This is a genomic window from Amycolatopsis sp. lyj-90, from assembly GCF_046549035.1.
Taxonomy (GTDB): Bacteria; Actinomycetota; Actinomycetes; order Mycobacteriales; family Pseudonocardiaceae; genus Amycolatopsis.
Window position 1 is genome coordinate 460,363 of the sequence record NZ_JAJPWP010000005.1, and the last position, 24,037, is coordinate 484,399.

23 protein-coding genes and 1 tRNA gene are annotated in these 24,037 nt (G+C 69.3%); 16 read left to right on the forward strand and 8 right to left on the reverse strand.

The genetic code is table 11. The annotated features are described in order from the left end of the window. The first annotated feature begins 17 nt into the window (after positions 1-17). The 5 genes from ACLJPX_RS21505 to ACLJPX_RS21525 all read left to right on the forward strand — a co-directional run bounded on the left by ACLJPX_RS21505 (position 18) and on the right by ACLJPX_RS21525 (position 4,215). Positions 18-866 carry a hypothetical protein gene (locus ACLJPX_RS21505; protein ID WP_410601648.1) on the forward strand — a complete coding sequence of 283 codons (849 nt, stop codon included), beginning with the start codon at positions 18-20 and terminating at the stop codon, positions 864-866. 58 nt (positions 867-924) lie between these two features. Beyond that, complete coding sequence (locus ACLJPX_RS21510) at positions 925-2,049, forward strand: sensor histidine kinase (protein ID WP_410601649.1); 1,125 nt, start codon at positions 925-927, stop codon at positions 2,047-2,049. Then, positions 2,046-2,714: a response regulator gene (locus ACLJPX_RS21515; protein ID WP_410601650.1), complete on the forward strand. Its 669-nt coding sequence runs from the start codon at positions 2,046-2,048 to the stop codon at positions 2,712-2,714. Before ACLJPX_RS21510 ends, ACLJPX_RS21515 begins: the two co-directional genes overlap by 4 nt. A gap of 572 nt (positions 2,715-3,286) precedes the next feature. Beyond that, complete coding sequence (locus ACLJPX_RS21520; RefSeq protein ID WP_146044300.1) at positions 3,287-3,487, forward strand: hypothetical protein; 201 nt, start codon at positions 3,287-3,289, stop codon at positions 3,485-3,487. Further along, positions 3,487-4,215: a Crp/Fnr family transcriptional regulator gene (locus ACLJPX_RS21525; RefSeq protein WP_410601651.1), complete on the forward strand. Its 729-nt coding sequence runs from the start codon at positions 3,487-3,489 to the stop codon at positions 4,213-4,215. Before ACLJPX_RS21520 ends, ACLJPX_RS21525 begins: the two co-directional genes overlap by 1 nt. 363 nt (positions 4,216-4,578) lie before the next feature. Here the strand turns inward: ACLJPX_RS21525 and ACLJPX_RS21530 are convergent, their stop codons facing one another. The 6 genes from ACLJPX_RS21530 to ACLJPX_RS21555 all read right to left on the reverse strand — a co-directional run bounded on the left by ACLJPX_RS21530 (position 4,579) and on the right by ACLJPX_RS21555 (position 12,798). Further along, on the reverse strand, positions 4,579-6,348 hold the full coding sequence (locus tag ACLJPX_RS21530) for a glycosyltransferase (RefSeq protein ID WP_410601652.1): 1,770 nt from the start codon (positions 6,346-6,348) through the stop codon (positions 4,579-4,581). Further along, positions 6,345-6,902 (reverse strand): hypothetical protein, encoded by a 558-nt coding sequence (locus tag ACLJPX_RS21535; protein ID WP_410601653.1) that lies wholly within the window; start codon positions 6,900-6,902, stop codon positions 6,345-6,347. Before ACLJPX_RS21535 ends, ACLJPX_RS21530 begins: the two co-directional genes overlap by 4 nt. Continuing rightward, on the reverse strand, positions 6,895-8,796 hold the full coding sequence (locus tag ACLJPX_RS21540) for a glycosyltransferase family 4 protein (RefSeq protein ID WP_410601655.1): 1,902 nt from the start codon (positions 8,794-8,796) through the stop codon (positions 6,895-6,897). The genes ACLJPX_RS21535 and ACLJPX_RS21540 overlap by 8 nt, the downstream gene beginning before the upstream one ends. Further along, a complete protein-coding gene (locus tag ACLJPX_RS21545) occupies positions 8,793-10,136 on the reverse strand; it encodes a methyltransferase (RefSeq protein WP_410601656.1) in 1,344 nt (447 codons plus the stop codon). Before ACLJPX_RS21545 ends, ACLJPX_RS21540 begins: the two co-directional genes overlap by 4 nt. Positions 10,137-10,139: 3 nt before the next feature. Continuing rightward, on the reverse strand, positions 10,140-11,480 hold the full coding sequence (gene fliL / locus ACLJPX_RS21550) for a flagellar basal body-associated protein FliL (protein ID WP_410601657.1): 1,341 nt from the start codon (positions 11,478-11,480) through the stop codon (positions 10,140-10,142). Between the two features lie 142 nt (positions 11,481-11,622). Further along, on the reverse strand, positions 11,623-12,798 hold the full coding sequence (locus ACLJPX_RS21555; protein WP_410601658.1) for a hypothetical protein: 1,176 nt from the start codon (positions 12,796-12,798) through the stop codon (positions 11,623-11,625). Positions 12,799-13,002: 204 nt separating this feature from the next. On the opposite strand from ACLJPX_RS21555, the gene ACLJPX_RS21560 reads away from it, so the two are divergent. The 7 genes from ACLJPX_RS21560 to ACLJPX_RS21590 all read left to right on the forward strand — a co-directional run bounded on the left by ACLJPX_RS21560 (position 13,003) and on the right by ACLJPX_RS21590 (position 17,882). Beyond that, complete coding sequence (locus ACLJPX_RS21560; RefSeq protein ID WP_101613646.1) at positions 13,003-13,356, forward strand: type II toxin-antitoxin system RelE/ParE family toxin; 354 nt, start codon at positions 13,003-13,005, stop codon at positions 13,354-13,356. Between the two features lie 5 nt (positions 13,357-13,361). After that, positions 13,362-13,661, forward strand: coding sequence for a helix-turn-helix domain-containing protein (locus ACLJPX_RS21565; protein ID WP_410601659.1), 300 nt, complete (start codon positions 13,362-13,364; stop codon positions 13,659-13,661). Between the two features lie 69 nt (positions 13,662-13,730). Next, entirely contained in the window at positions 13,731-14,237 is a 507-nt protein-coding gene (locus ACLJPX_RS21570) for a hypothetical protein (RefSeq protein WP_410601660.1), read from the forward strand. 75 nt (positions 14,238-14,312) lie between these two features. Further along, the gene (locus tag ACLJPX_RS21575; RefSeq protein ID WP_101611685.1) at positions 14,313-14,921 is read left to right on the forward strand and encodes a hypothetical protein; all 609 of its coding nucleotides are present in this window, start codon (positions 14,313-14,315) and stop codon (positions 14,919-14,921) included. A 187-nt stretch (positions 14,922-15,108) separates the two neighbouring features. Next, a complete protein-coding gene (locus ACLJPX_RS21580) occupies positions 15,109-15,648 on the forward strand; it encodes a DUF2716 domain-containing protein (RefSeq protein ID WP_410601662.1) in 540 nt (179 codons plus the stop codon). A gap of 38 nt (positions 15,649-15,686) precedes the next feature. Continuing rightward, positions 15,687-16,088 carry an immunity 7 family protein gene (locus ACLJPX_RS21585; protein WP_410601663.1) on the forward strand — a complete coding sequence of 134 codons (402 nt, stop codon included), beginning with the start codon at positions 15,687-15,689 and terminating at the stop codon, positions 16,086-16,088. A gap of 51 nt (positions 16,089-16,139) precedes the next feature. Continuing rightward, positions 16,140-17,882: an ArnT family glycosyltransferase gene (locus tag ACLJPX_RS21590; RefSeq protein ID WP_410601664.1), complete on the forward strand. Its 1,743-nt coding sequence runs from the start codon at positions 16,140-16,142 to the stop codon at positions 17,880-17,882. A gap of 255 nt (positions 17,883-18,137) precedes the next feature. Here the strand turns inward: ACLJPX_RS21590 and ACLJPX_RS21595 are convergent. After that, a tRNA-Gly gene (locus ACLJPX_RS21595) sits at positions 18,138-18,210 on the reverse strand. A gap of 198 nt (positions 18,211-18,408) precedes the next feature. Here ACLJPX_RS21595 and ACLJPX_RS21600 point away from each other — a divergent pair. The 3 genes from ACLJPX_RS21600 (at position 18,409) to ACLJPX_RS21610 (ending at position 21,420) form a co-directional block, all read left to right on the forward strand. After that, positions 18,409-19,977 (forward strand): sigma-70 family RNA polymerase sigma factor, encoded by a 1,569-nt coding sequence (locus ACLJPX_RS21600; protein ID WP_410601665.1) that lies wholly within the window; start codon positions 18,409-18,411, stop codon positions 19,975-19,977. 106 nt (positions 19,978-20,083) lie between these two features. Beyond that, entirely contained in the window at positions 20,084-20,524 is a 441-nt protein-coding gene (locus ACLJPX_RS21605; RefSeq protein WP_101611690.1) for a DUF983 domain-containing protein, read from the forward strand. Positions 20,525-20,556: 32 nt separating this feature from the next. Continuing rightward, positions 20,557-21,420, forward strand: a complete 864-nt coding sequence (locus ACLJPX_RS21610) for an Fpg/Nei family DNA glycosylase (RefSeq protein WP_410601666.1) — start codon at positions 20,557-20,559, stop codon at positions 21,418-21,420. Between the two features lies 1 nt (position 21,421). Here the strand turns inward: ACLJPX_RS21610 and ACLJPX_RS21615 are convergent, their stop codons facing one another. Beyond that, the gene (locus ACLJPX_RS21615; protein ID WP_410601667.1) at positions 21,422-22,552 is read right to left on the reverse strand and encodes a serine hydrolase domain-containing protein; all 1,131 of its coding nucleotides are present in this window, start codon (positions 22,550-22,552) and stop codon (positions 21,422-21,424) included. 170 nt (positions 22,553-22,722) lie between these two features. On the opposite strand from ACLJPX_RS21615, the gene ACLJPX_RS21620 reads away from it, so the two are divergent. After that, on the forward strand, positions 22,723-24,018 hold the full coding sequence (locus ACLJPX_RS21620; protein WP_410601668.1) for a histidine kinase: 1,296 nt from the start codon (positions 22,723-22,725) through the stop codon (positions 24,016-24,018). The last annotated feature ends 19 nt before the right edge of the window (positions 24,019-24,037 follow it).

Here is a 24,037-nt window from a genome sequence, read left to right on the forward strand (position 1 = left end):
ACGCCGACGCTGACAGCATGACCGCAGCAGTCGCCACCCCCAAGATCTCCAGCGCCCGCCTGATCGTCTGCTACGCGGCGATCCTCGGCACGCTTCCGTACCTGACCCTCAAGGCCTCCTGGGTCACGGGCGGCAGCCTCGGCCTCCGTGATCCGTCCTTTGTGGACTCGAAGCTGATGCTCTTCGCCAACCTGCTCACCGGCGGGATGGACGTCGTCGCGGTGGTGCTCGCGCTGGCGTTCACCTACTCCTGGGGCCGCCGGATCCCCGCGCCGCTCGTGCTCTTCCCGATCTGGATCGGCACCGGGCTGCTCGCGCCGATCGTGCTGAACCTTCCGGTGATCGTCACCGACCTCACCAAGACCCAGCTGACCGAAATGCCGCTGGAGAACTGGGTCTGGGCCGTCGTCTACGGCGGATTCGCCTGGCAGGGAGTGCTGCTGCTGACCGCGTTCGTGCTCTACGCCCGCGACCGCTGGTGGTTCGTCGTCACCGGCACCGTGCGCCCGGGGACGATCGGCGTGACGGGCGGACTCGGTATCGCCGCGGCGCTCGTTTCCGCGGTCGGCCACGGAAGCTGGGCGTTCGGCTCCGGCGGCTTGTCGGCCCGCGGCCAGGACGTGGTGATCGCGGTGCTCGGGGTACTGGCCGTGATCGCCCTGGCGACCGTGTCGCGAGGACGGTTCTGGCCGCGGCTGATCCTGGTGTGGACCGGCGCCGGGGCGATGGCGGGCACGGGGGCTTGGGGCCTGTTCAGCGCTTTCACGATGGGATCCGCCGCGCACGCGCCGGTGCTGGCCGTCCAGGTGATCGGCGGGGTGCTGATGATGACGTCGGTCCTGCGGCGGCTACCGCACGCGGCGTAGCCGGGAAGCCGCTTTCCAACGGACGCGATACCCCTCCACCCCGGGTAGCTTTCGTCCTGTGCTGCTGAAAGAACGGTTTCCGTGGAGCCCCTGGGTGGGCCGCGTGCTGCGCGTGGTGCTGCCGCTGGGGTTCGTCCTCGGTGCCACGAGCAGCGCCTCCCGCTGGCAGCCGGACGCGCCGTCGCTGACCACGGCCGGAGTGCTCTGGCTGGTCGCCACCGCGGTGCCGCTGCTGGCCGTCCACCGCTTCCCGATGACGATCTTCCTGCTCACCTCCGCGCTGACGCTGGGCTACTACGCGTCCGGCAATCCGGGCGGGCCGACGATCGTGCTGCCGACGATCGCGTTGTTCGTGCTCACCAAGATCCGCGGCCCGCTGGTCGCCGGGATCACCGGCGGATCGCTGCTCGCGGTCGCCGGCGTCGTGTTGTTCGTCCGGCACGGGTTCGGCGCCTTCGACATGCGGGCCGGGCTGGGGCTGGTCTGGGTGATCGCGGTCGTCGGGATCGGGACGGCGGTGCGCAACGGGCTGGCCGCCGCGCGGGCCCGCCGCGAGCAGGCCGACGAGCACCGGCACCGGATGGCCGAGCAGGAGCGGCTCACCATCGCCCGCGAGGTGCACGACGTCGTGGCGCACAGCCTCGCGATGATCAACGTCCAGGCCGGGGTCGCCGCGCACGTCGCCGACAGGCGTCCCGAGCAGGCGAAAGAGGCGCTGCTGAACATCAAGGAAGCGAGCGCTTCGGCGCTGAAGGACCTTCGCGCGACGTTGGCCGTGCTGCGTTCCGGGGAGGACAAGGCGCCCGCGCCGAGCCTCGCCCAGGCCGACGAGCTGTTCGAGCACGCGCGGGCCGCCGGGCTGGAGGTCCGCGTCGACGGCGAACCGGGTGAGCTGCCCGCGCCGGTCGACGGCGCCGCGTACCGGATCCTGCAGGAATCGCTGACGAACGTGGTCCGCCACGCGAACCAGGCCCGGGGTGTCGACGTCAGGTTCGAGCGGAAAACCGGTGCGCTGACGCTGCTCGTCCGCGACGATGGCCGTGGCGCCGTCGAACCCGCGCCCGGCCACGGGCTGCGCGGGATGTCCGAGCGGGCGGCCGCGCTGGGCGGCGCGCTCACGACGTCCGTGGTGGACGGCGGGTTCCAGGTTCGCGTGGAGCTACCGATCGAGGGGGAACGATGACGATCCGAGTGGTCCTCGCGGACGATCAGGTGCTCGTGCGCGCCGGTTTCCGGGTGTTGCTGGAGACCGAAGACGGCTTCGAGGTCTGTGCCGAGGCCGGTGACGGTGACCAGGCCGTCGCGGCCGCCGTCGAGCACCGGCCGGACATCGTCGTGATGGACATCCGGATGCCCGGTGTCGACGGGCTCGAAGCGACGAGACGGATCACCGCGAATCCCGAGCTGACCGGGGTGAGGGTCCTGGTCCTGACCACGTTCGACGTCGACGAGTACGTCTACGAGGCCTTGCGCGCCGGCGCGAGCGGGTTCCTGCTGAAGGACACCGATCCGGTGGAGCTGCTGCGGGCGCTGAAGGTGATCGCCGCGGGGGAGGCGCTGCTGGCGCCGACCGTGACCAGGCGGCTGATCGCGGAGTTCGTCGACCGGCCGGAGAACCGCCGGATCGACGTGAGCGCCGTCCGCGAGATCACCGACCGCGAACGCGAGGTCCTCGGCCTGGTCGCGGGCGGCATGTCGAACGACGAGATCGCCGCGCACCTGGTGATCTCGACGGCCACCGCGCGCACGCACGTCAGCCGCATCATGACCAAGATCGGGGCGCGCGACCGGGCGCAGCTGGTGGTGCTGGCCTACGAATCCGGGCTGGTCAGCCCTCGCCGGGGTTGATCGTTAATCCCCACCGCGTTATCCGGACCGGGCGGATTCCCCCAAAAAGCTGAGATTGCCGAAAAAACCCTCGCGGTCACGGGGAGTCGTCAAGCATGCCGTAACGCTGACACTCCGTTAATTCGGCGAATTGCACGTGCAGATGCACGTCCCGGACGGAGTAAGAGGGAAGATCGGCCGGACTGTCATTTTCGCCGTATCTTCGTCTCCACCAGGGTGCCGATCCGACGGCCGCCGCGTTCCGGTGGGCGATTCGAAATCATACGCACGTACTGCTTGTGCTGATTTCCTGGCGAATCCGGTGGTATCACGTCGGAACTCCCTTTGTCTTCGTGTACGGTGCGTGATTTTTTCGCGAGTCGCCGCACGGAATGGCGGTCACTTTCCGTCGCGAAATGGCCTGTCGGAGGCTCCCTGGACGGGTTCCGTCGAGGTCCGGTTGCTTTCTCGTAATGCCGCTGAGCACTAGTCTTCGGCGGAACGGCAGAGCGGCGGTGTCACCTACCTGATGTGATTCTCACCCAGCCGGGCAAGAACCAGATTCACTTTTCTTCTCTCACTGGGAGTCACTATTGACGACAAATACTCCTGATCCGCTTCTCGTGGTCACCGCGGGCGTCGTCGTTCTCGCCTACATCGTTTTCGCCGCGATCCTCACCCGGCTCCTGCTCGCGGGGAAGGTCGCTCAGCCGGCGAAGGTCATCGGGGCGGTCGCGGCGCTCGTGGCCGGGCTCCCGGCGATCCTCTACGCGTTCGCGGCGGTGGTGGGCTGATGGGCGGGGATTTCCTGGCGGCGGTCACCGAACGGCAGCGGCAGCGGCTGCTCGAACTCGGCAAGCACGTGGACTACGCGACGGGTACGACGCTGCTCAACCAAGGCGATCCGGCGCCGCCGGTGCTGATCCTGCGCTCCGGCTTCGTGAAGGCGATCCGCGCGGCCCAGGGCGGCACGTCGCCGATGATCGTGGACCTGCTCGGCGCCGGCGACGTCCTTGGCGTCGAAGACTGCCTGGCCAGACGGTCGAGTCACCTCTCGTTCGTCGCCACGAAACCGGTCCGCGTGCTGGAGGTCCCGCAGAACGCGTTCCACGGCTTTCTCGACGACGACAAGCAGGCGATGGCCTTGATCGCCCTGGACCTGGCCGTCCGGCTGCGGCTGCGAAACGTCGCCCTGGGTTTCGCGACGGCCAAGGTCCGGTGCCGGTTGACCGCGTTCCTGACCCGGTTGCAGGCGCTCTACGGGGTCCCCGGCGAAAACGGCGTCGTCATCGACGTCGGCCTGAATCACACGGACATCGCCTCCGCGATCGGTGCTTCGCCGGCGTCGGTCAACGCCGAAATGGCGAAACTGAAGAACGAGGGCTACCTGAGCACGGGGTACAAGACGATCCACGTGAAGAAGCGCTTGCGCGAGGACGGCCCTCCGCTTTCTCCGGTCCGCGCCGCCCGGCCGCGGCGGATTCCGCAGATGCGCCTCGGAAGACGGGTGGCGATGGGGTGAAACGGGACTTTCACCGGGCGATCCCCGAGGAAAGTCCCGTTCACCTCATTCATTGCGCCGCGGGGTGCGCAAGACGGTGATCGGAGGAGGTCAGCCGCGCTTCAGCTGCAGCGCGAGCCTGATGACGAACACGACGGCCAGCGCGGCGACCAGGGCGATTTCCCAGGCCATGTGGCTCCTCCTCGTCCGGCATCCGAAGGCTTCCGATGCTCTGCCTATAAGGCGCATCACCGGGGGAGGACGTTCACCGACACGGCCTAACTCACACTTACGGGCTAACGCCGCGCCCACGCCCAGTGCTATGAAAGGCCCGTTACTTGCAAAATTTGCAAGTAACGGGCCTTTCATAGCACGCGAGGTGGGCTAAAGCGCGCTGTCGACGGCCGCCCAAACCCGATGCGGGTCGAGGTCCATCGGCCGCGAGTCCGGATCCGGCCGCAGGCGCCGCAGCAAGACCTGCTGCACCAGCGTCGTCGGCCGCGACGCGGCGGCCACCCGCCGCCAGAACAGGTGATCCTCCAGGCCCTCGAACAGCACCTCGGAGTTCCAACCGCCGAGCTCGTCGACCAGCGATCGCCGCACCAGATACCCGCTGCCGAGGTACGGCAGCGTCCGCAGGCGCCGCTCCTCCGGCGGCAGCGCGCCGACCAGGCCGTCCACCGGATCCGCGACCGGGCAGTGCACGACGTCGGCGTCCGTCGAAGCGGCCAGCAAACGCTCCAGCAGGAACTCCGAGGCCCGCATCCCCCCGTCGAGCACCAGCAGCCACGACGCCGTCGAGCGCTCCAGCAGGGAGTTCCGGGTGAGCCCGCGGCCGAGTGGGGTGTCGTGCAGCAGCGTGTCGTACGGGCGCGGCCGCGGCCACGGGTGCACGCCGTCCTCGCCGACGAGCACCTTCCGGGGCGGCACGCTGCCCGTGAGGAGGTCGTTCGCCAGATCGTCCGGGTCGACTTCGCCGGTCCGGCGCACGATCAGCACGTCGACGTCGGCGGAGCCCGACGGCGAGGCCGCCGCGGCTTCCCAGCGCCGGGTGGCGACCCGCCGGGCACCCGCCGCGCGCTGTGCGATCCGGGCCGACAACGCCGTCCCGCGGGCCGAGGCCGGGCCACCGGCGGACCGGTCGCCCGCGAACCGCGCGTCGAACGACGGGGTGTCGACGGCGAGCGCGTTCTCCGGGTTCCGCAGGCTCGTCGCGAGGGCCCGCGCCGGGGCGAGGTCCGCAGCCGGCGTCGAACCCAGCGAAGACGCCAGGTCGATCAGCCGCCGCGCGGACGCCGTCATGTCCAGCGACTTCACGAAACCGTAGGCGGCCGAACGCAGGTGCCGTTCCCGTTCGGGCTCGTCGGCCAGCGCGGCGACGACCGAGCCCAGCGCCTCGGGCCTGGCCAGCACCAGGTGCTCGCCGGGGACCAGCGGCTCGACCTCGGAGGAGGTCTCGCTGACCACCACGCAGCCGTTGGTCATCGCTTCGAGCGTCCGCACCCACTCCAAGGTCTGCTTCTGCTCACGGTGCAGGTTCAGCAGGAACCGTGACCGCGCGAGATGCTCGAACTTCGCCTTGCCCGGCAGGAAGTCGACGCGGGCGGCGGTCATCGGCTCGTGCGGCGGGGTCAGCAGCCGCGTCCGCAGTCCGGCGAGGTCCCGCGCGTACGAGCCGAGCAGCACCGAACGCCGCCGCTCGGCCGTGCCGAGGTAGGTGACGTCGAGGTCGCGCGGACGGTCGAGATCGCCGCCCCACAGGTCCCACAGCGGGCTGTAGCCGAGCTGGAAATGCTCGACGGTGATCCCGCGCCGCCGCAGCTCGGCGGTCGAATCCTGGTTGATGTCGACGGCGCCGCCCAGGATGGAGAGCAGTTCGGCGTTGCGCTCGAAGGTCGCGGTGCCGGGATGCTCCACGCAGAACCCGATGGTGCGACGGCACTGTTCGGCGGTCGGGAAGTCGGCGTCCGGGGCGGTCACGAAGTACTCGTGCGGGACGACGACGTACACGGTGTCGCCCCCGGCCTCGGGGTACTTGCCGACCGCCGTCCGCGCCTTGCCGCCCGCCGTGCGGACGGCGTCGGCGACCACCTCCAGGAGCTCCTCCATGAAGGCGGAACCGCCCTCGGCGGAGACGAAGCAGAGTTCGGTCACGGCCGGTCCATCTTCTTCCGCACGACCCGCAGCGGCGCGGTGACCCGCCAGCTGACGGTGCGCCGCGTGGCGTCGAGCTCGCGGGCCATCTCGGCGGCGAGACGTTCGGCGTTGAGCAGGCGCTGCCGGTCGGCCGACGGCTCGCCGCCGGGCAGGATGTCCGCGTCGACGACGCCGGCCGACACCACGAGCTCGGCGTCGAGCAGCGCGAGCCGCAGCTTGTCCCGCTCTTCGCGGCAGGTCTTCAACTCCGCGCGCAGCGAGTCACGCTGCTGGTGGGCGAGCAGGACCTCGGCTTCGAGCGCCTGAAGACGCGCCTTGGCGACGTCGAGTTCTTCTCGCTGCGAAGCCAGCTCTTGATTCAACACAACCTGGTTCGCCTCGGCGGACTCGTCTTCGTTCGGCGCGGCGGCGGCGGTGGCCTCGCGCAGCTCGTGCTCGGTGTCGGCCAGCTTCGCCTTCAGCCGGTCCTGTTCGGCGGTGAAAACCTGCCGCTCGGCCCGGAGGCGGGTCAGCTCGGCCTGGACACGGCCGGGAATGTCGGTGTCAGACATGAACGCCCCCACTCAGTTCGGTCAGGATTTCGGAGTACTCGCGCGCGTAGCCCGCCGGGTCGAGCCACGGCAGCAGCTTCTCGTGCGCGGCCTTGGCCATCTCGCGGCGGCGCGTGGCCGACGTGCCCAGCGCGCGCAGCAACGCCGCTGTCAGCGCGTCGACGTCGTTGGTCTCGAACAGCCAGCCCGTCTCGCCGTCGACGATCATCTCCCGCGCGCCGAACACGTCGGTGGCCGCGACCGGGACGCCGCAGCAGACGGCTTCGAGGATCGAACGCGGCAGGGACTCGATGTCGGAGCTGTTCACGAAGATGTCCGCGGCCTGCAGCCAGCGCAGCGGATCCGGCTGGATCGGTACCAGGCTGACCGACTTCTCCAGCCCGGCGCGCTCGACCGATTCCTCCATCGCCAGCCCGTACGGCGACGGGTGCAGGCCGACGACGGACAGCTTCGCCTCGGGATGGACCTTGTGGATCCGTTCCATCGCCGAGATCAGCGGCGCCTGCCCCTTGCGGGATTCCGCGATGCCGATGTTGACCAGCACGATGTCGTCCGGCGAGTAGCCGAGCATGTTCCGCGCCTGCCGTCGTGTTTCCGACCGCGTCCGGCCGCCGAACTTGTGCATCGGCGTGCCGTAGCGGACGGTCCGGCAGCGTTCCGGCTTGCTGTACGGGAGGAACATCTCGCGCGTCGCGTCCGCGACGAACAGCAGCCTGTCGACCTCGGCGAGCGTGCTTTCCCAGCGCTGCCAAACCGCGGCGGGCGGCTTCACCGGGCCCCAGTTCTGATACGCGAACGCGGGCAGCGAGAAGCTCTCGTGGATGACCCACGCGGTCGGCATCCCGGCGCGCTTCGCCGCATCCGCGCCGACGAAGCCGCCGAGAGTGTTGACGAGCGCGACGCCCGCTCCGGAGCACTTCGCGAAGCGCGCCAGCTCGGCGACGTGACCTTCGTAGGCCGGGACGGTCTGGTTCCGGTAGTGCGTCGTGACATGGACGGGGATGCCGAGTTCGTGGCAGTCCGCGCGCAGCGGGCCGTCGGTTTCGCTGACCAGGCTGACCTGCCAGCCGTGGTCGGTCACCATCCGGCTCAGCAGTTCCTGCAGCCACAGCTGCCCGCCGCCGACACCGAGGCTGTGCGTGAACACCAGCACGTGCTTCGGATCCGTCGGGATGTTCACGCGTGCCATCGCGCGGGCGGTATCACCGGCGAGTTCGTCGGAGAGCTCGGCGTCGTCCGGATCGGCTACGGGGTTGCGAAGCGTGAAGGTGCGCTTCGCCGACACGACCTCGCCGACGCCTTCGGTGCGGTACCGGACGCGAAGCGACAGCGTCCGCTCTTCGCCGTACGGGAGGTCGACGGGCACCCAAGCCTCGAACCCGCTGACAGCGGCGTCGTCGAAGCCGGGGAATTCCTTGGGCACGTCCTTGCGCGGCAGGCGGGTGCGCGCGCTGACCGTGCCGCCGCCTTCGACCATGACCTCGATCAAGCTCGGCGCGCGGCCCTGCAACATGGCCCACCCGGTCACGTAGACGACGTGTCCTTCGGCGACCTTGCCCTGCTTCGGCGCTTCGAGTTCGCCCAGCCACAACGGTTCTTCACCCGGCAGCGTTCCGACGTGGACGGTCGCCTGGTTCAGCACGCGTTCGTCCGGGCCGGCGACGACGATGTCCTGGGTGCCCGCGGGAACCCAGGTGGCCGGGACGGCACGCCAGCCGAAAGTGCCTTCGGGCGCGCCCGGGCACGGCTCGGGGAACAGGTTCGCCTCGACGTCCGCGATGGTCACGGACATCTCGTCGATCCGGCTGATCCCGGTCGTCCAGCCCCGGAGCTCGAACAGGTGCCCGACCGGCCGGTCCGGGGTCAGGATGCCGGCGGTATGCAGGCTCGTCATCGCTTCGCTACCTCGTCTTCGTTCGCCGCCACACCGGCGTCGACGTCGGTTGAACGGTACCTGTGGACACTCCGGAGGAGGCGCTTTCGCCAAATCTCGGCGATGGCCTCCCGCACCTCGTGCGTGCCGTGGACGGTGCCGCTCGAGCCGATCACCGAGAAGTCGACCTCACGTGCCGTCGCACCGTCCACAAAGGAGGGATGGAGGCCGATCAGCACGCCGAGCCAGCAGGCCAGATCGCGCATCGAGCCGTCTTCGGCCGCCGCGGACCAGCCCGCGTCGGCGAGTTTGTCGGCCAGCACGAGCACTCCGCGCTCGACCACTTCGGCCACCCCGGCGCCCGCGTTCCGCCATTCGAGGTCGATCGGGCGCAGCGTCGCGCCGTCGACGAGCACGTTGTGCGGCACCAGATCCCACAGCGCCTCGACCCCGCGCGCGGCCTCAGCGCGCACGAGATCCCGCCAGCCGGTGAGCAGTTCCGCGACGCGCTCCGGCTCGTCGAGCAGCACCTCGACCATCGTCGGGGCGTCGTACACCTTGTCCGTACACGGTCCGACCGAGATCCCGGCGACCGGCTGCGACGGGACGAGCGGCGTGCGGCGGACTTCGGCACCCTCCCCGGTGCGCACGACGTCGGCGCGCGTGCAGGCGAACGCGGCGCGCTCGGCGGTGTTGAAGTAGGTCGCGAGCCGGTACGCGGGCCAGAGCGAAGCGGCGCCGGGGCCGCACAGCAGGGCGAGGCCGTTCGCGGGACCGCCGCTGATCGCGGCCGACAGACGGGGCAGTTCGGCGTCGATCTGCGCGCCGCGAACCGCGCGGGCGACCTCGTGACCGGGAGAACAAAGCAGCTCACGCTGCACTTCGAGACCCGCCGCCGCGAGCGTCCCGGTGACACCACGCGAAGACGTCAGCACCACGACCGCACCGGTCGGCGACAGTCGCTCGCGAACCCAGTCCAGCAGGTTCCGCGTCGCGTAGGGCTGCTGGACGACGGCGAAGTCGTAGGTCTCGATGACCAGCCGATCGGACACGGTCACGGTGCCGAGGTCGCGGGTGCGGAACCGCACCGCGGCGGCGCGGACCGGGTCGGCCTCGACGGCGTGCACGCTCTCCGAGACCTCGCCCAGATACCGCGTCAGACCGCCGAAACCGGCACCGACTTCGAGGACCCTCGCCGCTTTCGGCAGCACGAGCGCCCGGAGGACGTTCGCGGTGCCGTGGTCGAGCGCGACGCTCTCGGTGGCATCCCAGCCCGCGAAGTGCAGTTCGTCGGACAGCGAACCGGTGTCTCCGGCGAGGGAGAGCAGAGTCGTGAGCAGCCGTGCCTTCTCGGCGGTCATCGATTAACTGGTGACGGCGTAGTTTTCCAGCGTCTTCTTCACCGCACGCTGGTACGTGCCGCTCAACGCCTTCTCGCCGTCTTCCCCGCCGAGCGGGTTCTGCAGGATGTCCACCCGGATGATGTTGTTGCCGCTGATCCAGGTGCCGCGGTAGGTGCCCTTGTCGCCGTCGATCTTCTTCTGGAAGTTCAGCTTCGGCGGCATGCCCGGCAGCGGTTCGGTGATCTGCACGAAGCCGTTGCTCGTCTGGTACTGGCGCAGCTGCTTGACCAGGTCACTGGCGGCGCCGGGGCTGGTCAGCGGGATGACCGTGACCGAGATCTTCGCCGGCTGCGGCCCGGTCTCGTCCGGCTGCTTCTGCGAGCCCCGGTACGCGACCTGCTTCACGCCCGCGGCGATGACGAGGTCGGCCTCGCCCTTCTCCAGACCGGCGAGCTCGGTGAGCTGGGTCGCGGGGATCGCGCCGCTCTTCGAGTCTTCCTCACCGGACTGCTCCGGGATCTTCTCGAACAGCAGCTCTTCGGGCGTCTTCGGCTTGGCCGACGACGTCGGAGGCGCGTTCTGCGACTGGGTCGGCTGCGGCTGGGCCGTCGGATCCGTCGGCTCGTCACCGCCGCCCTTGAAGGCGAAGTACCCGCCGACGCCCAGACCGGCGAGCACCAGGACGGCGACGATCGCGATGATCGCGATCTTGCCGCCCTTGCCCTTGGGCTTGTCTTCGAACAGCTCGGGGCCCTGCTTGACCCACTCCGTGCTGCCGACCGGCGAGATCGGCGGGAAGTCCGAACCACCCCACGGCGGGCTGGCGTCGGTGTCGGTCCAGCCCTGCTGCTGCGGCTGTTGCTGCTGGTAACCGTGCTGCTGGTGCTGTTGCTGGGGGAAGCCGCCCGCGGGCGAGGCCTGGCCCTGCTGGGGGAAACCGCCCGCCGGGGACGCCTGCCCCTGCTGCGGGAAACCGCCTGCCGGGGACCCCATCGGCGGCACGACCTGGGTGCGGTTCGGATCGGCCTGCTGTTGCTGCCAGTTCGAGACGACCTGGGTGCGCTCGCCCTCACCGCTCTGCGGGGGCTGGTTCACCGGCGCGATGATCTGGGTCGAGTCGGCGCTGGACTGCTGGCCGGGCTGCTGGGGCGCCTGCTGCTGCGGAGCGGCGGGAGGCGGCTGCTGCTGGAAGGGCTGCTGCGGCTGTTGGCCGGGCTGCTGGACCTGCTGCTGGGCCGGGTCGCCGTACGCGACCGCTGAGGACAGCACCTGGTCGCGGCGGAGCCGGTAATCGTCCGCGGAGAGCCGTCCCGATGCGAGCTCCTCGTCCAGATTGCGCAGCTCTTCCTGCCAGGACACCACCGGCCCCCTTATCCGATTCCGGCGGGAGCCCCGCTCCCGGCCTTCGCGATACCACCACTGCGGTGACCTCGCACATTCTGCACTGCCCGCACTCGGTCCGCCCTCGCGGGTCGAATCGTGATCTCCCCGCGACCTGCGCTTCTCAGGTCGCGGGGAGAACGGTGTCCAAGGAGGTCAGAGTCTGCTCCAGACGGGTGTCGAGCGCCTTCGGGTCGCCGCCGAGCGGCTGCGAGACCCAGGTCGTCACGGCCATCGTCCCGGAGACGTAACCGATGCCGCTGAGCTGGCCGTTCTTGTTCGCGCCGACGAGGGCGAGCCGGTCGCCGACGCGCTGCTCGCGCAGTCCGGCGTTGATCGAGTTCTCCCGGAAGTACTTGACGATCGCGGTGGCGTCCTTCGCGTCGTTCGCCGGGATCACCAGGACGAGGTAACCGTTCGTACCCTCGTTCGAGCCCTTGTGGGTGATCGATGCGACGTTCTTGGACGCGAGGTAATCGCCGGCGGCCCTTGAGTAGAGGTTGAGCTCGACGCCCTTCGCGACCGACATCGTCGAGTTGTCCTTCGACGGCGTTCCCGGCAGCGCGGGCAGCCGGTCTTCCAACGGCGTCTGGGCGCTGTTGGGCTGACCCGACGGCGTGAGCCCGTCCGGCGGCTGGGCGATGCTCGGCGACGGCGGCCGCTCGGCGACGTTCGAGGACGGCGACGAACCCAGCCACAGCGTTCCGCCGATGATCAGCGCCAGCACGACCAGCACGCCGGCACCGATGAACAGCCAAGTCGGCTTGCGCTTGCCGACGACCGCGTAGTCGTCGGCCGGAGCGTGGTGCCGCGGACCGGGCTCGGGGGCCAGCGGCGGGAGCGGCCGGTTCAGCTGGCGGGTCGACGGCTTGTCCTTGACCGGGGGCGGCTCGGCGCGCAGGTACACCGTCGGATTGATGTCGGCGGGGGAGGGCGCGGTCGTCTTGTGGTCCGCGATCCGGGGGACGGGCTTCTTTTCGCGCGGGCGGGGCTTTTCGGCGTCGAAAGGCTGGGTGCGCTGTTCCGGCGGCGGAGGAGGAGGCGCGTAGGCCTGCTGAGGCTGTTGGTACGGCTGGGGCTGGGGGACCGTGACGGTGGGCATCTCGACCGGCCGGGCGGCGGGATTGGTGCTGTGCCACGCCCCGCCCGGACGTCGCAGCGGCGAGGGGACCGGCGACGGCATCGTCCCGCCGGATGCCTCGGCCAGGAGCTCGTCGCGCTTCCTGCGGTGTTCGGCGTGCCCGATGCGACCCGCGGCCAGCTCGACGTCCAGCTGTCGAAGCTCGTCTTGCCAGCTCATTTGGCCCCCCTGCCGCCGGGTGTGGGCAGCCAGTCTTGCATGCACCCTTATGGGTGGTTGATGTGGTCTTTCCACATTCTTGCGTCCACTCGCGACCTGGTCCAGCACGGATCATGCGCGATCTTCGGGCCGCCGTCCGGCGTTTGCGAGGACGCACACGGATCGCTCGAAAGTGTCCCCACCTGCATATATAGCATCGAAGCTATGATGTGGGGTACCGTGGAACTCGAACCGGAGGTTCGTGACTGGCTGGAGAGTTTGTCCACGGCGCACTTCGCGACAGTGGCCTTCTACGTGGACCTGCTCGCGGAGCAGGGGCCGTTGTTGGGTGAGCCGTACACGCGCCAGCTCGACGGCAAGTTACGGGAGTTGCGGTTCCATCTGGACGGGGAAGCCGTGCGGATCACCTACTGGATCGCGTCCGGCAGGCGAATCGTGTTGCTGACCGAGTTCCGGAAGACCCGGATGCGCGAAGAGCGTGAGGTGCGACGGGCGCGGAAGGCGATGTGGCGATGTGTCGCTCGAAGGCATACGACTGACGAGCATGGTGGGGAGTGAGGACGATGGCCGAGCGGACCGATTGGCGGCGGCTACGCGAGCGGCGGATGGCCGAGCCGGGCGCCGCCGACGCGTACGAGGCCGCGAAACTGGCCTACGGCCTTGGTAAAACCGTGCGTGAAATGCGTGAGGCGCGTGGCTGGACCCAGGCGAGGCTCGCCGTCGAGGCCGGGATGACGCAGTCCGCCGTCGCGCGGTTCGAGGCGGGGGGAACCGTCCCGACCATTCCGGTGCTGGAAAGGCTGGCGCATGCCCTCGAAGCCGTTCTCGACGTCCGGATCACCCCGCGGCTGTCCACGGTGTGATGCTCTTTCGGCAGGTCAGAGGCGGCGGACCGGTCCCGCCGGTACGGTGGCTGACGTGGGAAGTGCCCGGTGACGGAAATCGATGCGTGTCGCGGCGCGCTGCGCGAGCTGGCCATCGGCAGGCTCGCCGGACGTGACGTCCGCACGTCCCACCTGGTCGAGGCCGGGCTGGACGCGATCGTCGCCGGACTCGACGCCCCTTCTCTCGCCTTGCTCGCCGGGCTCGAGTCCTCCGCCGAAGACGCCGTCGACAAGGCGTTCTGTCAGGTCGTCGACGAACTAGGCCTCGAACTGCCCGCCGATCCGACGGCCGCCCGCTGGCTGCTGATCCACGGCTGGCTCACCGCGATGGTCGATGGCGGCCTCTCGCCCGCGGCCGGTGGTGCGCTGGTCAGCGAGGTCGGTGAGCTGCTCGGCTCTCCGTCGTCGTTGCGGGGGATCACTCGCTGGTCGGCGATGCTCGACAACTGGATCCCGACCGATCTCACCCCGAGGGACGTCTGCGAAGTGCCGATCCTCGAAGAATCGGCCGAGCTGCTCGAAGGTCCTTGGCCTCCTGGCCCGCGTCACCCGTAAGGCGCCGGTTTCTGTCGTACATGTGTTCTAAAATGGTCGTTGTACAGCAGGAACAGCGGCGAAAGGCAGACACGGATGGCCTACATCACCCTGCCCACGTTCGTGGGGTACAGCACGAGCTCGGGTCCCTCGCGTTCCTCCTTCGTCCGGCGCTGGCGCCGTCAGTACGAGGACCCGGCCCGGGGCGGGTTCAACTTCTACCTCCGCGCCGCGAACGCGATCCGTGCCGGACGCATCTCCGGGCGGGATCGCGAGGTCATGCGCGCCCTCGTCGAGAACGCGGACGAGCGCACGCGGCCGCACTACACCGAAATCGCCAACGGCTGGCTGCGCTACCTGGGGCGCCGTGACCTGCGGCTGGCCGAGGTCGGCCGGTCCCGGTGGCGGCTCGGCACACTCGAGGTGGGCATCAATCCGCACCTCGGCCTGCGCAAGGGCGACGGCCCGGTCCACGTGACCTGGCTCTACTTCAAGGAGGAGCCGTTGAGCCGGGACGCGGCGCAGCTGGTGCTGTGGCTGCTGGAACAGACCATGGACGAGCTGCGGCCGGGCGGGCGCCCGCTGGTGATCGACGTCCGGCGGTCGAAGGAGTTCGCGTTGTCGCCGCGAGACCGCGACAAGGTGCGGCCGTGGGTACGGAGTGAGGCCTCGGCCTTCATGAGCCTTTGGGAGGCGGCCGCGTGATCGAGCGACGGCGAGCCCGCATTCGGTGGGCTCGCCCTTCACACACCGTCATTCTCACGGTTCCGGCGGCGGCGCAAGACACCTGATCAGGTGACAGTTGCACGGAGTATGCCCACGAGCTGGACAACTTGAGCCTTGAACACGAAGCTTTCCCAGTCTTAATCGGCCGAACCACCGAGGGTCGCTCGTGAACAACGCTTGGGAAGCCGTCTCCAGGGTCACAGATGAGCCGGCTTGGTACTGGGTCTACGACAAGCTCGCGTTCTGGCCGAGTACCTACGCGCACGCGTGGCCGGGCTTCCGTGAGCCCGCTCCCTCGGTCGCGTGGGATCTCGCGCCCGGGGGACTGGACCGTTCGTCGGCCGAATTCCGGCTCGGCCCGTACGCCGTCGAGCAGAACGACGTCGCCCGTGTCGCGCTCTCGGCGCTGAAGGACTGCGTCGCCGAGGACGAGTGGGTATGGGTGCTGCACTGGCAGCACCAGTCGTACCGCTTCTACCCGCATCGGCACGCCGCGCTCGACCCGTGGCCGGTCCCGGTGTTCCCGCGCACCGACTATCACATGTTCCTGGCGAACGACTTCCGCTTTGGCACGCTCGGGCATCCCTGGGAACGGACCTTGTGCGTCTACGGCGAGAAGCTCGTGCCCGCTTTCGAGCAGCACGGCGAAAGGGTCTTCAAGAACGCGCTCCGGCGTAACGGCGCGCCGGCCGCGATGGCGGGCTGACCGCCGTCCGGCGGGCGGACCTGCCTAAACTCAGGCAGGTGTTCGAATATCACGGGTGGGTGACCATCCAAGCGAGCCCTTCCGGCGACGATGACGCGGCGCTGCTCGAGCGCATCGTCGAACGGGTGCACCGCGCCGTCCGCGATTTCGACGACGGCGATCTGGTGGACCTGCGCTGGGCCGCCGGGGTGCCGGTGCTGCACCTGGGCGGGATGGACAAGCACGGCACGGCCATCGCGCCGGAGCTGGTGGACCTGTTCACCCGCGTCGGCGACCTCGCGCCCGGCTCCTACGGTCTCCTGCACGTCTGGGACGACCAGGACCCCGCGCACGACAACGAGTTCAAGGTGTACCGGATGGCCCGCGGCCTGGTCACCGAACGCGGCGACGACCAGCTGTCCCCGGTCGCGCCCACCCTGATCGACGGCTACGAGATCTGAACGAAGCGCCCGGGATCCGGCGGGCCCGCCCGCGCGGCTAGATTCTCGACCATGGTCTTGACCAGGGGGATTCGCCGCGTCCAGGTGAACACATGGGTCCTGTTCGGGGTGGCGCTCGCTTGGCTGGCCGTCAATTTCCGGTGGATCGTTCTCTACCGCGACGGCCAGGTGTTCGACATCGACGAGGCCGGCTACTTCGGCATGGCCTTGAACAATCACGGCGCCGCGCTCCGGGACGGAGTGACCGGCTGGGTCGAAGCCGTCGAGGCCCCGGGTATCCAGGCGCCCCTGCTTCCGGCGCTGACCTCACTGCACTTCTTCGCCACCGGGACGGGCACGGTCGCCGCGTTCGTCGTCCCGCTGCTGGCCGGGGTGGCGTTGATCCTGCTCACGCACGCCGTGGCGAACCGGGTCGCGGGCCGTCCGTTCGCCTGGATCGCCACCGCGCTGATCGCCACCGCCCCCGGCGTCATCTTCGAGGCCCGCGCCTACCACTTCGCGCTTCCCGCGGCGGTCATGACGACGGCGGCGATCTACTGCCTGGTCCGTTCCGAGGGGCTGTCGAAACCGAAGTTCGTCGTGTTCTTCGGGATTTTCGTCGGGCTGATGCCGTTGTCGAGGACGATGGCCGTCGCGTTCGTTCCCGGGCTGGTGCTGGCCGCGCTGATCCAGGCGGCCGTCCCGCACGACCGGAAGAAGCGGTTGAAGTGGTTCGCGCTGGCGGCGGTCGTGGGTGCCGGTGTCGCGGCGATCTGGCTGGTGCCCAACGGCGTGCGGGTCTTCCAGTACCTCACGGGTTTCGGCTACGGGAAGCAGTCCGTGGAGTTCGGGGAGGAGGCGGGTGTCTTCAATCCCGGTGCCTGGGTCCAGCGGTTGAAGCTGTTGATCTTCGACCACGGGCTGCCGCACACGGTGCTGCTGTGCGCCGGGCTGGTCGCCGCGATCGTCGTGGCGGTCGCGAAGGTCCGGACCGGTCCGGTGAAGGACACCCTCCGCTCGATGGTGGCGTCCCCGTTGTTCCCGTCGGCGCTGCTCGTCGCGGAAGGCGGGGTGGCGGTGCTGACGTCGAAGAACGCGGGGACGGCCTTCTTCCTGCCGCTGATCCCGTCCATGGCGATCCTGGCGCTTTGGGGGCTGTACCGCGCGCATCGTTCGCTTCGGCGGGCTTTGCCGTTCGCGGTCGCGGTGGTCGGGCTGGTGGCCTCGGTGCCGCTGGTGGACCTGCGGCTGCCGACCGCGCACGTCTGGTCGGTGGATCTCCCGGTGCTGGGCACGTCCAAGATCACCGACGGACGCGGGTCGCCGCAGATCTACGTCGATCCGGGTGGCCGGGTCACCGAACCGGTGAGCGTGGAGACGGTCCGGGAGTGGAAGGCCGTCGCGGAGTGGGCGGCCGGGCAGGTGGAGGAGAACCACGCGCTGGGCGGGGCGACGGCGTTCGGGTTCCGTGACCGGCTTTTCAACACCAACACCCTGCAGTTGGAGATGCTGCGCAGGTACGGCTACGGGGTGGCTTTGCCGCAGGTCAGTCCGACCGAGGACGGGAACACCGAGCCGGACTACCGGGCCTGGCTGACCTCGCGCCGGAACAGCAACAGCGGCGACGCGAGCAAGACGTGCCTGCTGTTCACGGCGACGGGCACGATCAACGAGTTCGAGCCGAAGGTGGACCCGCCGTCCATGGTGTCCGCCGCGACGGCTTCGGGGTTCACGCCGGTCACGACGCGGCCCCTACCGAACGGTCGGCTGGTGACCTTGTGGAAGCGCCTGCAGCCCAGCTGCGTGGCCTCCTGAGCACGAGGGCGGCACCCCACATATGCACAAATCCGAATTACTACGGTCGTGTGACTCCGCTCACTGAACCTGTAGCACTTAGTAACCACAAAGAGCGGCGATCAAGGTGAAGAACGAGGACGATCGACGTGCCCCATGCCCACCCGAAAAGGTGAGGTGAACGAACCGTGGGGGTCCGGGGGGCTCGGCCCCCCGGGAATTATGGCGAGCAAGCCATGGTCCAGGCGTTCCCTGGACACACAGCGCCCACTTGCGAGCGGATGACGGGATTCGAACCCGCGACCCTCACCTTGGCAAGGTGATGCGCTACCAGCTGCGCTACATCCGCATGTGACTTCCGTGCTTCAACACTCGTTTGAAGCAGTGAACACACCATACACGGACCGTCTGTAGCGGTTTTGACCCACCCCGACAGGTGCTTCGGTGTCACGCCTGGCGTACAAGGGGTGACGACGGCTGCATACCTCCGTATGGTGTCCCCATTCGACCGAATGGTGAGTCCTTCGGGGAGGAGGTGCCTGGCCGGATGACCGAGCAGGGCACGGTGCCGCTTCAGGCGGCCTCGGAATCCGACGAGCAGGCATTGCTCCAGCGGCTCCGCGAGGGGGAGGACGCCGCCTTCGGAGAGCTTTTCGAACTTCACGCCGCCGCGGTGCGGCGGCTGGCCCGCAGTCTGGCCTCCGATCGGTCGGAGGCGGAGGACATCACGGCCGAGACCTTCTTCCGGGTGCTTCAGGCGCTGCGCCGGGGTGCCGGTCCGCGGGACTACGTCCGCGCGTATCTGCTGACGGTGGCTCGCCGGGTCTCGTGGGAGTGGCATGGCGCGCGCCGTGACGTTCCGGTGAGCGACGACGAGCTGACCTTCCGGGCCGGGGCGGGCGCGGACACGCATGCCCGGACGGCCGAACATTCGCTGATCACGACGGCTTTCACGAGTTTGCCGGAGCGCTGGCGTTCGGTGTTGTGGCAGACCGAGGTCGAGGGCGAGCAGCCGTCGATGGTCGCGCCGCATTTCGGGCTGAGCGCGAACGCGACGGCGGCGTTGGCACGGCGGGCGCGTCAGGGCCTGCGAGCGGCGTATCTGCAGGCGCATCTGTCGGTGAACCGCGGCCCGGATTCGTGCCGGGCGGTGGTGGAGAAGCTCGGCGGGTTCACCGCGGGCAGTGTCACCGGGGCCGAGGCTCGCCGGATCAAGGCGCACCTGATCGGGTGCCAGTCCTGCCGGGCCACACATGACGAGCTGCGTGACGTCTGTTCTTCGCTGCGGGCGCACGCCGGTGTGGTGGCCCTGCTGCTGCCTGCCGCGGCCGGTGCCCACGCGAGCGGGGCGTTGTCCGGTTTCGCCGCGTCGGTGAAGGGGCTTCTGCTCGGCTCGAAGGTGAAGGTCGGCATGGCGGTGGCGTCGACGGCGGCCGCGGGCGCGGTCGGGATCGTCGCCGGTCCGGCCGTGTTCGGCACCGACGTCACGCACACGATCGGCCTGTCCGGTGGCGGGCTGCCGGAGCTGGCGTTGCTGCCGGCCCAGGTCGCCCCTCCGGCCCAGGATCGGCCGGTGGAGATCCCGCCGCAGCGGATCGCCGAAGACCGGCTCCACGGCAAGGGTTCCGGGCCGGTCGCGACCGGGCTGGGCCCGGGCGCCGAACTCGGCGTGGCCGACCTGCCGAACCTGCCCGGTGGTGCGGGCACGGCGCGGAAGGAACTCGGCGGCGGAGACTTCGAGCGGCCGCAGCCTCAGCCGCAGCCACAGCCCGGTCTGGTCCCGTCGCAGGAGACCTCACCGCGGAACGAGGTCCCGCCGGAGACCGGCACGAACCAGACCACCTCGAAGCGGGACGACATCCCGCCGTCCGGGACGCTCAACCCGACCGAGGAGTCGCTGAACCCGACGACGACGCCACGGGACTCCACGACGCCTTCGGATCCGGACACGACGGAGTCGGCGCCAGACCCGGACGGGTCCACTTCGCCGGTGACAGGCACCCCTGAAGGCGGCACCGGGACGCAACCGGACGAGTCGTCGGAGGACGAGCCGAGCCCGGTAAAGCCGACTTCTCACTATCCGGAACCGGGCATCGACTACCCGACGTGCCCGTAACTCCCGAGAGGGACGTATCGCTTTCGAACTCTCGCGAATCCGGCCGTGATCACGGTACGGTGGGGGTCGCTCACGACGAGCGAGCGGCCGCGCGGGAGGCGACTGAATGAACCGGCTGGTGCACGGCGAGGACGGCCGTGACTGGGTGGTCCGAGCCCAGATGGAATGGCGTGCTCCCGCGACTGCGGACGATTTCGAGCACGATGTGGCAGGCAGCTACGGCCCGGGGATCGCGATGATCGTCGTGACGGCGGTGCTCGCGCTCGTGCTCATCATGTGGACCCCGACGGATGTGATGATCCCGTCCTGGGTCCCGCTGGCCCTGTTGCTGATCGCGTTGTTCTTCCCGTTGCGGTGGATTCTGCGCCGCCCGTGGACCGTGGTCGCCGAGACCGAGGGCGACCTGGCGGGCGACAGGCCGTCCGAGCGCTGGGTGGGCACGATCCGCGGCATGTTCACCGTGCGCGGCGAGGTCTCGAAGATCACCAAGACCATCCAGAAGCACTCACTGCCCGATTTCGACGGTCCGCTGCACCCGGTGGAGTAGTCGCGGCGGCCTGAACGCGCGAGACTGGGCGCATGCCCGAGTTACCCGAGGTCGAAGCGCTCGCTCACCACCTGCGTGAACACGCGGTGGGCAAGACGGTCTTCCGTATCGACGTGTCGTCCCTCAGCGTGCTGAAGACGGCGACACCGCCGTGGACCGAGCTGCACGGCCGCGAGGTCACCGGGGCAGGCCGCTTCGGCAAGCATCTCGACCTCGTCGCCGGGGATCTCCATCTGGTCGTCCACCTGGCGAGGGCGGGGTGGCTGCGCTGGTCCGACGCGTTGTCGCCGACGCCGCTCAAACCCGGCAAGGGACCGATCTCGCTGCGCGTCCACCTCGACGCGGCCGCGGGGCCCGGGTTCGACCTCACCGAGGCGGGCACGAAGAAGGGGCTGGCGGTCTGGATCGTGCGCGATCCGGAAAAGGAGGTCCCGAGCATCGCGCGGCTCGGGCCGGACGCGCTGTCGCTGGACCGGGCCGGGCTCGAGAAGCTGTTCACCGGGCGCACCGAGCGGTTGAAGACGGCGCTGACCGATCAGTCGCTGATCGCCGGGATCGGCAACGCCTACTCCGACGAGATCATGCACATGGCGAAGCTTTCTCCTTACGCCACAACCGGAAAGCTGTCCGAAGGAGCGCTCGACGGGCTCTCGGAGGCCATTCGTGAAGTGCTGACCAGCGCCGTGACGCGCTCGGTCGGCCAGTCCGCGGCCCGGCTCAAGGGTGAGAAGCGTTCCGGGCTGCGGGTGCACGCGCGGACCGGGCTGCCGTGTCCGGTCTGCGGCGACACGATCCGCGAGATCTCGTTCGCGGACAAGTCGTTCCAGTACTGCCCGACCTGCCAGACCGGCGGGAAGCCGCTGGCCGACCGGCGGATGTCGCGACTGCTGAAATGAGCTAGCAGAGGGCCGCGGCGACCGCCGGAAGCGGACTGCTCGGCAGCGGATTCTCGTGCGCCACGTCCTTCGCCAGGTCGTACACGTTCAACGCCAGCACGATCTGCTTCGAGCCGTCCTCGGTGCTCATCGAGACGCTGTAGAACCCCGGCCCCGCCCCCGTGTTCCCCCAGACCCTCTTCGGGCCGCCCGGGCACGGGAGGTTGAGCGTCTCGACGCCGGCGCCGTACGCACCGAACTCGCCCTGCGGCACCAGCCGCTCGAGTTCCGCCTGCTGCGCCGGTTCCAGGAGCCGTCCTGCCAGCAGCGCGCGATGGAACGTCGCTAGTTCGTCGACGGTCGAGACCATCGCGCCCGCGGTCCAGTCGTACGACGGGCTGAACACGGTCATGTCCTTCGCCGGTTCGCTCAGGTCGTATCCGCGCAGATGCGGTCCGCGCAGGAACGGCGACCAGAGCGGGAAGTACGTCCGCCCGAGGCCGAGCGGATCGAGAAGTCGTCGCTGGATCTCTTCGCGGACGTCGTTGCGGGTGACCCTCTCGATCACCTTGCCCAGCAACAGATATCCCGTGTTCGAGTAGTCCGCCTTCGTGCCGGGCGCGAACGAGGGCGGGTCGGTGAGCGACCGCCGGATCACCTCCGACGGCGGATAGATGTGCGCGCGGTTCCCCCGGACGAGGTACGGGTCGAAGAAATGCGGATCCAGCGGATCGTGCACGCCGCTCGTGTGGTTCAGCAGCATCCGCAGGGTGATCTTTTCCGGCTCGTAGCCCGGTCCGCGCACGACGCCGGGCAGCCGCCGCTCGATCGGATCGTCGAGTGAAAGCGCGCCTTCACCCGCCAGTTGCAGCACCACCGCGGCGACGAACGCCTTGGTGTTGCTGGCGATCCGGAACCGGTGATGCGGTCCCGCGGGTTCGCGCGTGACCGGGTTCGCGTACCCGGCGCCGAACCGCGAGACCGTTTCACCGTTCCGGACCTGGACGACCGCTCCCGGGAATCCCCCTTCCGCGACCAGGTTCCCGACCGCCGCGCGCACCGGATCCCCGGTCGCGCCCGCCGTCCCCGCCGACGCGCTCGCCAGCAGGACCCCCGCCAGCGCGCCCGCCGCGAGCTTCCCCGTTCCGCGCATTGTGTTCCTCCCCCGGAAGCGATTGCCTGCGGAAGAGTCTTCACCGGTCGACGGGGAGTGACCATGGGGAGAACACCCCGGTCTTGGGTAGGGTCGGCCCCACCCTCAGTTGTCACAACTCAACGGAAAGTGGGGAGCAGACCTTGCACCCGGTTGGTCGAGCGCAGAGCATGGACGCCGTGTCCGGGCTCGAAATCGCGCAGATCATCCCGTGGGGTGTCGCGCTGCTGCTCGCGATCCTCGTGGTCGTCCTGTTGATCAAGCTGAGGCGTCCCGCGAGCATCGTGGAGAACGCGGTGCTGCAGGCCGTCCACCGGATGTCGAAGGCGACGCCGGACCTCCGTGAGGGGCTCGACGAGCAGGTCGCCGACAAGATCACCAGCCAGCTGCTGGAGATGCTCGACTGCGTCGCCGTCGGCATCACCGACAGCGAAGGCACCCTGCTGTCCTGGGACGGCGAGGCCAACGACCACTACGTCGATCTCGTCGACGCCATCGGCAACGCGATCCGCAAGCATCGCCGCGAGGTCGTCGCGCACGACAAGATGCCGTGCAACCACCGCGGCACCTGCCGGATGCGGACCGCGGTGATCGTGCCGCTGATCGTCGAGGGCGAGACCGAGGCGGCGCTGCTGGTCGTCGGGCGCACCCGCGGTCGGCTGGTGCAGATGGCCGACGCGGTCGCGCAGTTCGTCTGCACCCAGTTCGAGCTGGCGCGCCTCGACGAGTCGAAGAACCAGCTCCAGCAGGCGGAGATCAAGGCGCTGCGCGCGCAGATCTCGCCGCACTTCGTCTACAACGCGCTCAACACCATCTCGTCGCTGATCCGGACAGATCCGGAGGAGGCGCGAGAGCTGCTTCAGGACTTCGCCGACTTCACGCGCTACTCGTTCAGGACGTCAGGAATGTTCACTTCGCTCGCCGAGGAACTGCGGAACATCGACCGGTACCTGACCATCGAGAACGCCCGCTTCGGCGGACGGCTCGAAGTGCGGATGAAGATCGCGCCCGAGGTGCTTTCGGTGGTCGTCCCGTTCCTGATCATCCAGCCGCTGGTGGAGAACGCCGTCAAACACGGCCTCGCGTCGAAGCCGTCGGGCGGCTGCGTCACGGTGATCGCCGAGGACTACGGCGCCGAGGCGTTGATCAGCGTCGAGGACGACGGCATCGGCATGGAGCCCGCGAAGCTCGCGGACCTCCGCAGCCAGCACCGCACCGGCGCCCACGTCGGGCTCGGCAACATCAACCAGCGGATGCAGCAGGTGTTCGGCCGCGACTACGCGCTCATGGTCGAGACCGCTCCCGGCGCCGGCATGAAGGTGACCCTGCGGGTGCCGAAGTTCATGCCCGGCGTGCGGCCGAACCTGCCGGACTTCTCCGCCGACAGCACCGCCGTCCCCCCGCAGGGTGGCCCGAACGAGGCCAGTGGGGTGGCCGGTTCGCGCAGCGGCGTGCTGCCCTCCTGAACGTCGGTAACCTGGCGGT